Annotated in this window: 7 protein-coding genes, 1 pseudogene and 1 riboswitch; of the genes and pseudogenes, 4 read left to right on the top strand and 4 right to left on the bottom strand. The window is 71.6% G+C overall.

Features of this window, described 5'->3' with window-relative positions:
* Positions 1 to 200: 200 nt before the first annotated feature.
* Entirely contained in the window at positions 201 to 1211 is a 1011-nt protein-coding gene (locus N4P33_RS29215) for a polyprenyl synthetase family protein (protein WP_260829907.1), read from the bottom strand.
* 538 nt (positions 1212 to 1749) lie between these two features.
* Positions 1750 to 1916: riboswitch (cyclic di-AMP (ydaO/yuaA leader) on the top strand.
* A 4-nt stretch (positions 1917 to 1920) separates the two neighbouring features.
* Between N4P33_RS29215 and N4P33_RS29210 the strand changes: the two genes are divergently transcribed.
* A complete protein-coding gene (locus N4P33_RS29210; protein WP_260829904.1) occupies positions 1921 to 2412 on the top strand; it encodes a transglycosylase SLT domain-containing protein in 492 nt (163 codons plus the stop codon).
* Between the two features lie 38 nt (positions 2413 to 2450).
* On the opposite strand, the gene N4P33_RS29205 is transcribed toward N4P33_RS29210, so the two are convergent.
* Positions 2451 to 3350, bottom strand: a complete 900-nt coding sequence (locus tag N4P33_RS29205; RefSeq protein ID WP_260829903.1) for an HAD family hydrolase — start codon at positions 3348 to 3350, stop codon at positions 2451 to 2453.
* A gap of 199 nt (positions 3351 to 3549) precedes the next feature.
* Here N4P33_RS29205 and N4P33_RS29200 point away from each other — a divergent pair, with 199 nt between their 5' ends.
* From N4P33_RS29200 to N4P33_RS29190, 3 genes are all read left to right on the top strand, one after another.
* Positions 3550 to 4620: a GNAT family N-acetyltransferase gene (locus N4P33_RS29200; protein ID WP_260829901.1), complete on the top strand. Its 1071-nt coding sequence runs from the start codon at positions 3550 to 3552 to the stop codon at positions 4618 to 4620.
* A gap of 79 nt (positions 4621 to 4699) precedes the next feature.
* The gene (locus tag N4P33_RS29195; protein ID WP_260829900.1) at positions 4700 to 6007 is read left to right on the top strand and encodes a glycosyltransferase family 2 protein; all 1308 of its coding nucleotides are present in this window, start codon (positions 4700 to 4702) and stop codon (positions 6005 to 6007) included.
* 107 nt (positions 6008 to 6114) lie between these two features.
* Positions 6115 to 6870: a polysaccharide deacetylase family protein gene (locus tag N4P33_RS29190; protein ID WP_260829898.1), complete on the top strand. Its 756-nt coding sequence runs from the start codon at positions 6115 to 6117 to the stop codon at positions 6868 to 6870.
* Positions 6871 to 6915: 45 nt separating this feature from the next.
* On the opposite strand, the gene N4P33_RS29185 is transcribed toward N4P33_RS29190, so the two are convergent.
* Positions 6916 to 8070: a glycoside hydrolase family 26 protein gene (locus tag N4P33_RS29185; protein WP_260829896.1), complete on the bottom strand. Its 1155-nt coding sequence runs from the start codon at positions 8068 to 8070 to the stop codon at positions 6916 to 6918.
* Positions 8067 to 8376, bottom strand: a pseudogene (locus tag N4P33_RS29180) (hypothetical protein); the annotation flags it as partial. The pseudogene N4P33_RS29180 and the gene N4P33_RS29185, both read right to left, overlap by 4 nt.

The following is an 8376-nucleotide window of genomic DNA, read 5'->3' as shown; positions in this document are numbered from 1 at the left end:
GTCTGCCCGCAGCGGCTGGCGCGTCCGCGCCGAGCAGCCTCTTGAGTCGACCCATTTCGCGCCAGACCGAGGACGGACACCACCGCCCCGGCCCCGACTCACCCACCCACCGCAGGCGCTACACCCGCCCCCACCGAAGCCGCAGCGGCGCCGCAGGCATCCACCCACCGGAGCCGCACCCAGCACGGAGCACGGAGCCCTCAGCCGGCCCTGTGCACCACCGCATCGCACAACTGCTCGAGCGCCACCTTCGCGTCACACTCCCGCAGCGGCGCCAGCGCAGCCCGCGCCTCCTCCGCGTACCGCACCGTGTCCCGCCGCGCCTGCTCCAACGCAGGATGCGCCCGCAGCAACCGCAACGCCTCCGCATGCCGCGCATCGTCCGACAGATCGGAGTCCAGCAGCTCGCACAGCGCGACGTCCTCCGCCAGCCCCAACCGAGCCGCCCGCTCCCGCAACCGCAGCACCGGCAGCGTGGCAATGCCTTCCCGCAGATCCGTCCCCGGCGTCTTCCCCGACTCGTGCGAGTCCGACGCGATGTCCAGCACATCGTCCGCGAGCTGGAACGCGACCCCCAGCCGCTCGCCGTACTGCGTCAGCACGTCCACCACCGTCTCGTCGGCGCCCGACATCATCGCCCCGAACCGGCACGACACCGCCACCAGCGACCCGGTCTTGCCCCCGAGCACATCCAGGTAGTGATCGACAGGATCCCGCCCGTCCTGCGGCCCCGCCGTCTCCAGGATCTGCCCGGTCACCAGCCGCTCGAACGCCTCCGCCTGCACCCGCACCGCCTCCGGCCCGAGATCGGCCAGGATGTGCGAGGCCCGCGCGAACAGAAAGTCCCCGGTGAGCACCGCGACGGAGTTCCCCCACCGCGTGTTCGCGCTGGCCACCCCGCGCCGCACCGCGGCCTCGTCCATCACGTCGTCGTGGTACAGCGTCGCGAGGTGGGTCAGCTCCACCACCACCGCCGACGGCACGACCCCCGGCGCGTACGGGTCACCGAACTGCGCGGCGAGCATCACCAGCAACGGCCGGAACCGCTTCCCCCCGGCCCGCACCAGATGCTGCGCGGCCTCCGTGATGAACGGCACCTCGCTCTTGGTGGCCTCGAGCAGCCCCTCCTCGACAGCCGTCAATCCGGCCTGGACATCGGCCTCCAGAGCCTGGTCCCGCACGCTCAGCCCGAACGGCCCGACGACGGTCACGAGGGGTCTCCTGTCTGCTGGTGTCCACTGCCGATTACACGGTTTGTCGATAGGTCGCTGCCACCACTCAAGTCAGCGTATCCGGTCACGTTTCGATCACCACCAGCGCCCGGTGTTACCAGCCGGGCCATATCGGATCACAACCGCAGCACTCCTGATCGTCCGATCACCACGAGTCAACACATCCCCACTCGGCACCCCACCTCCGCCACACGCACCATCCTGCCCGCCCCACTGCCCGATTTGCCGCAAATACCAGTCGAATTCCCGTTGGCGAAAATTGCACCCGCAGTCCACCCCCAGTGAAGTGAGTCACGCACGGAACCCCACCCCCACACCCCACCCGAAGACCCATACTCCCCTTCCCCCACACCACAGTTGACGCTCAGCGCCCGCAAAGGATCAAGCACCCAAATCACCCCACCGCAAGATCAAACGGCCTCATCCGTGATGACCGCACTTGTTCCCGACATGTGCTCTCGCATACGTTCCCGGCCTGCCGGGCGGACGCCGAATCCTGCCGCCGCCCGCACCACCCAATCGACGAACACTCACGCACGGCAGGAGCGGGGGACCCAGGTAAGTCGCCGGGCCGGACCACCGTCCGGAACGGCTAGGGGTGAAGCCATGCCCGAAGGGGCACGGCCGGGCACTCTCCCAGCCCGAACCCGACAGCTCACCTCGCAGGCGTAGGAGAGGACACACGAACATGCCTGCATCCGGTCAGCACCGCCGCTTCGGCGGCCGCCGCCTCGCCCGCACCCTCGCCGTCGCCGGCACCGGCGTCGCCGTGGTCGCCCTCCCGCTCATCGGCGCCACCAGCGCCTCCGCGGCCACCACGACCTCCACCACGACGGCCACCACCGCCGCGACGACGTACCCGGACAACCTCGACGGCTGGATCCGCGAGTCGCTGGCGGTCATGGCGCAGCACGGCATCCCCGGCTCCTACGAGGGCATCCACCGCAACATCATGCGCGAGTCCTCCGGCAACCCGGCCGCCATCAACCTGTGGGACTCCAACGCCGCCAAGGGCACCCCGTCGAAGGGCCTGCTGCAGGTCATCGACCCGACCTTCGCCGCGTACCACGTGCCGGGCACCGCCTTCGACCCGTTCGACCCGGTCGCGAACATCACGGCCGCCTGCAACTACGCGGCCGACCGCTACGGCTCGATCGACAACGTCTTCGGCGCGTACTGAGCCGTTTCAGGCCGTACCAGGTCACAACCGAAACCGCATTACTGAGACGAAAAAAGCGCCCTCTCGGCGGACGAGGACGCATCCCCGGGGACACACTGGGCCGGCACGTGTTGGGGCACCTGCCGCCCGGCCCCGGGAAACAGACGCTCGAGGACGACGGCCACGCCGTCGTCCTCGTTCGTCGTGGTGACCTCGTCGGCCACCGCCTTGAGCTCGGGATGGGCGTTGGCCATGGCGACTCCCCGGGCCGCCCAGTCGAACATGGGGATGTCGTTGGGCATGTCCCCGAACGCGAGGGTCTCCTCCGGTCCCAGCCCAAGACGCTCCGCGGCCAGCGCCAGCCCTGTCGCCTTCGTCACACCGCACGGCTGGAGCTCCACCGTCCCCGGCCCGGACATGGTCACCGTGGCGAGCGAGCCGACCACCGAACGCGCCGTCGCCGCCAACTCGTCGTCGGACAGCTCGGGGTGCCGCAGCAGCACCTTGCTGATGGGCCGCTCCCACAGGTCCCGGCGCCGTTCCACCCGCACGGCGGGCAGCGTGGGGTGCGGCATCAGATAGCCCGGCTCGATCAGCGTCAGCCCGTCGACCCCGTCCTGGTCGACCGCCGCGTACACCTCCCCCACCTCGGCCTCGATCTTGCCGAGCGCGGTCTCCGCCAGTTCCCGGTCCAGCGTCACGGACCACAGCAGCCGGTCCGCGCCGGCGTCGTACACCTGCGCGCCCTGTCCGCACACCGCGAGCCCCGTGCAGCCGAGGTCGTCGAGCAGGGGCCGTACCCGGGGCGCCGGGCGGCCCGTCACCACGAGGTGCCGGGCACCGGCCTGCGCCACCCGCGCGAGCGCGGCGAGGGACCGGTCGGACAGGGTGTCGTCGCCGCGCAGCAGCGTCCCGTCCAGGTCGGTGGCGATGAGTGAGTACGCGGTGGGTGCGGCCATGATCAGAGAATACGGACAACACGCCGGGTCTACTCACCGCCGTCACCACCGTCCGGTACGCCCCCGAGCGCCCCCGACCCCCGCTTGTGCACCGATTGGCAACAACATGGTCCGCTACCTACCGTCCATGCCCTCCCGGGCGGTACCTTCCAAGTGTCCAGGGGGGACTTGATCGGGGGGTCAGGTGAGCAGTGGACGTGTGCGCGTACTGAGGCCGGAAGATCTCGGCGAGGGGGAACGGGAGCGCTGGCGCGAACTGCGCGCCGCCGCGGACGTCCCGCGCAACCCGTTCATGGAACCGGAGTTCACCACCGCCGTGGGCCGGGTGCGGCCACAGGCCCGGGTGGCGGTGCTGTACGACGGGCTCGAACCGGCCGGTTTCCTGCCGTTCGAGCGAGGGGCGCTGGGCCAGGGGCTGGCCATCGGGCTCGGGGTGTCGGACTGCCAGGGCGCGATCCTGCGTCCGGGCCTCGCCTGGGACACCGCCGAACTGCTGCGGGCCTGCTCGGTGTCCAGCTTCGCCTTCGACAACCTGGAGGCCGACCAGCGCCTGTTCGTGCCGTACGCCGCCGAGGAGCACGCCACCTTCGTCATCGACGTGGAGAAGGGCTACGAGACGTACGAGTCGGTGCTGCGCACCCAGTCGCCGAAGTTCCTGAAGACCACGCTGGCCAAGGAGCGCAGGCTGGGCCGACAGGTGGGGCCCGTACGGTTCGTGTTCGACGAGCGGGACCCGGCGGCGCTGCGCACGCTCATGGAGTGGAAGTCGGCGCAGTATCGCAGGACCGGGCGCCGCGACCGGTTCGCGCAGGAGTGGATCACGCGGCTCGTGGGACGCCTCGCCGAGACCCGGGCGCCGCAGTGCACGGGCACGCTGTCGGTGCTGTACGCCGACGACCGGCCCGTCGCCGCGCACTTCGGGCTGCGCTCGTCGTCCGTGCTGGCCTGCTGGTTCCCCGCGTACGACCCGGATGTCGCGAAGTACTCGCCGGGTCTGGTGCTGCATCTGCGGATGGCCGAGGCGGCGGCGGCCGAGGGCATCGGCCTGCTGGACATGGGGCGCGGGCCGGCCGAGTACAAGGACTCGCTGAAGACCGGCGAACTCGCCGTCTACGAGGGGGCGGCGACCCGTCCCGGGGTGGGCGCGGCACTGTACTGGCTGAGCCGTGAGCCCGTGCGCCGCGCACACGCGTTCGTCCGCACCCGCCCGCGGCTCGCGTCGCTGGCGTCGCGGACCTTGAAGAGCGCGGGACGACTGCGCCGGTCCTGAGGGGTCGCGTCGTGACGGTCGTGTCGTGACGGTCGTGTCGTGACGGTCGTGTCGTGAGGGTCGTGAGGAGGGGAGGGCCATGTCCCAGGCAGCACGTACGCGGGAAGAGATACGACGGTTCCTGGCCATCGGTGCCGTGCAGGTCGCCGAGCTGGATGTGGACGGTGACCAGGCGACGCTGAGACCCGGCCCGGGCAGTCCGCCGGTGACGCACGGCGAGGTGTTCGTGCTGGTCAGACGGGCCGGGGTGCCGGTGGGGACGTTCCTGGGGCGGGTGCCGGAGGGAGCTGATCCGGGGACGGTGCTGACGGAGTCGGCCCGGGAGGTGCTCACCGAGGTCGCGGACCCGACCGGTCACGCCGCGTCACCGCCGTACACCTCGGTCGTCGTCGCCACCCGGGAGCGGGCCGGGCAGCTGGCCCGCGCGCTGGACTCGCTGCTCGCGCAGGACCACCTGCGCTTCGAGATCGTCGTGGTCGACAACGCGCCCGTGACGGACGAGACAAAAGAGTTGGTGCACCGGAAGTACGGGGAGCGCGTGCGCTATGTCCGCGAGCCGGTCCCCGGGCTCGCCGTGGCCCACAACGCGGGCCTGGCGGCGGCCGAGGGCGAGGTGATCGCGTTCACCGACGACGACGTGATCGCCGATCCCCGCTGGCTCACCGAACTCACCGCCCCCTTCACCCGGGACGCCCGCCTCGGCTGCGCCACCGGCCTGATCCTGCCCGCCCGGCTGCGCACCCCGGCCCAGGTCCTCCTGGAGAGCCACGGCGGCTTCGCCAAGGGCTTCACCCCGACGACGTACGACCCTGAGGACCCGCCCCGCGACGAGCCGCTGTTCCCGTTCACGGCGGGGCGTTTCGGCTCCGGGGCGAACATGGCGTTCCGCACGGAGGTGCTGCGCGAGGTCGGCGGCTTCGACCCCGCCACCGGCGCCGGCACGCCCGCGCGGGGCGGCGACGACCTCTACGGCTTCGTCCGCGTCCTCGCCCACGGGCACCGGCTGCACTACACACCCCGGGCGCTGGTGTGGCACCACCACCGGGAGACCTGGCGGGACCTGGAGACCCAGGCCTACGGCTACGGCGCCGGGCTCACCGCCTATCTCACCGCGATCCTGGTCAACCGCCCCGCCCTGCTGCCCGCCTTCCTCACCCGGCTGCCGCGCGGCCTCGCTCACGCGCGGACGCTGACCGCCGTACGGGAGACCGGCGAGGGCGGGACCGCCCCGGGGGACCACGACAGCCGTACGCACCCCTGGCCGCGGCGGCTGTCCCGACTGCAGCGCAGGGGGATGCTGTACGGCCCCGTCGGCTATGTCCGCGCCCGGCGGGCCCTGCGGGAAGCCGCGGGGCGGGAGACGCGATCCGGAAGAGGGCCGAGATGACGAGGTCGCCGCGGGACCCGGTCGCCGGCAGAGCGGGTGAGGAAGCCGAGAGGGCGGCCGGGCCTGTCTCGACATCGGCCATCCCCGTGTTCCTGTATCACGCCGTGATGGACGATCCGCCGGACTGGATCGCCGAGTTCACCGTCACGCCGCGGGAGTTCGTCGCGCATCTCGACGCCGTGGCCGACAGCGGGCGCACCCCCATCACCATCAGTGCCCTCGCCGCCCATCTCGCCGGGCGCGCGCCGCTGCCGCCCCGGCCGGTGCTGCTCACCTTCGACGACGGTTTTGCCGACCTGCCCGGTCCCACCGCCGAGACGCTGGCCGAGCGAGGGCTGCCCGCCACCGCGTATCTCACCACCGGCGCCCTCGCACCCGGCGGGCACTGTCTGCTGCCGCCCGCGCCGATGATGGCCCTCGCCCAGGCGGCGGAACTGGAGCGCGCCGGTATGGAGATCGGCAGCCACACGGTCACGCACGCCCAGCTCGACACGCTCACCGGCAGGCGGCTGCGCGCCGAACTACGCGACTCCAAGGCGGCGTTGGAGGACACCCTCGGGCACCTCGTCCCCCATCTCGCCTATCCGCACGGCTACAACAGCCCGCGCGTCCGTGCCATGGCGGCCGACGTCGGCTACGAGACGGCGACCGCCGTACGGCACGCGCTCAGTTCGGAGCGGGACGAGCGCTACCGCATCGCGCGGCTCATCGTCCGCCGCACCCACACGGTGGCCGACGTCCGGGCCTGGCTCGCGGGCGGCGGCGCGCGGATCGCCCCGTACCGGGACGGCCCTAAGACGGTCGGGTGGCGCTGGTACCGGCGGGCCCGGGCGGCCGTCCACGGGCCGGAGTTCGCGGGCTGACCGCCCGGGCGGACGCGGTCACCGCGCGGGCCGGCCCCGGTTCGGTCACCTCACGGGCTGGTTCAGGTAGGGGTCGGCGGCCACCTTGCGCAGGCTGTCCCATGCCGCGTCGTTGGCCACGGCGAGGTTGCAGTGCGGTCCGGGGTCGCGGTAGTTCCACTGGAGGGCCGCCTTGACGCCCTCCAGCCGCTTCAGCACGCGCGGCACCTGCGCGTACCACTCGGCCTGCCGCTCCGGCCGCGCCGTGTCCTGTGCCGTGCCGAACTCGGACAGCATCAGCGGTTTGTCGTCGGAGATGTTCTCGCGTATCCACGCATGCGTCTCCGTCTGGGTCTGGGCGAAGCTCAGCCAGTCGGTCTTGTGGCAGCGGTAGTAGTTGTACTGGTTGTAGCCGATCCAGTCGACGTACTCGTCCCCCGGGTACATCTTCTCGAACAGCTCGGCGTGGCCGAGATAGCCGGTGATGATCCACGTCCACACCACGTTGTCGACGCCCAGCTCACGGAACCGGTCGTGGATGTGCCGGTACGCCTTCACATACTCGGCGGGTGTGCCGTTGTCCGGAGTGCGGGTGTCCATCTCCAGGTCGAAGGAGAGGAAGACCTTCTTCCCGGTGCGCTCGCCGTACTCCTTGATGCGCTGGGCCTGGACGTCGATGACGGTGGCGTCGAGGTCGCCGTCCGCGATCTGCTGCCACCTCGGCTGCTGCTTCTTGCCGCCGCCCCACCACTTGCTCTCCCAGGACAGCAGCAGCATGCGGTCCTCGCCGACGCGCTGCTCCTCCGGGCTGAGCAGCTGTCCCTCCCTGCGGGTGCCCTCGGGCAGGGACATGTCGTGGTACGTGTACACGATGTCGAGCTTGCGGCCCACCTTCTGCTCGTAGGCCCTCACCTTCTCCTCCAGATCGGCGCGTTCGTGCGGCACGAACGCGCCGAACCAGGCGCCGCAGGGCGGCTCCAGCAGGTCGGTGGGCCGGCACTTCTCGCCCATCGCGGACGGCTCAGGGCCGGAACCCGAGGGCCCGGAGGCGTCCCGGAGAGCGAGCACGGCGACCAGGACCGCGCTGACGACGGTGGCGGACGTGATCAGCAGCCGGCGGCGCCGGGACGCCGGCCCCTCCTTCGGGGCCTGTGTGTCCTTCGCGTTCGGCCTGCGGTGCCGGCCTTCGGAGTCACGGCGAAAGGGACGAGCGAACCTCACAGAGCGGAACCCTTTCCTGTCCTGGGCGTACTCGGCGTCGGCGGGGAGGCCCGCAGGCGCGGGCAGAACGCGGCGAGGGTGGTGAGCAGGGTGAGGGCGAGCAGCACCCGCTGCGCGGTGAAGGTGTGCGTGGCGATCAGCACCGTCGCGACGATCATCACCGCGCCGATGCTGACGAAGACGACCAGCATCAGCCGCTCCAGCAGATCGGAGTGGCGGGCGAAGTGCGGCTCGCGCCGCTCGACGGGCCCCTGCGCGGGCCGCACCCGCAGCGCGGGACCGCAGAGGCCGGCGAGCGCCGCGCCC

This window comes from Streptomyces sp. 15-116A (genome assembly GCF_025290915.1).
Lineage (GTDB): Bacteria > Actinomycetota > Actinomycetes > Streptomycetales > Streptomycetaceae > Streptomyces.
Note: the sequence above shows the minus strand (reverse complement) of the source record. Positions and strands in the feature narration are given on the sequence as shown.

Excerpts from the sequence above, each read along its gene's own strand:
- N4P33_RS29205 (WP_260829903.1), bottom strand. The coding sequence starts at position 3,350 with ATGGCCGCACCCACCGCGTACTCACTCATCGCCACCGACCTGGACGGG.
- N4P33_RS29190 (WP_260829898.1), top strand. The coding sequence starts at position 6,115 with ATGGACGATCCGCCGGACTGGATCGCCGAGTTCACCGTCACGCCGCGG.
- N4P33_RS29210 (WP_260829904.1), top strand. The coding sequence starts at position 1,921 with ATGCCTGCATCCGGTCAGCACCGCCGCTTCGGCGGCCGCCGCCTCGCC.
- N4P33_RS29195 (WP_260829900.1), top strand. The coding sequence starts at position 4,700 with ATGTCCCAGGCAGCACGTACGCGGGAAGAGATACGACGGTTCCTGGCC.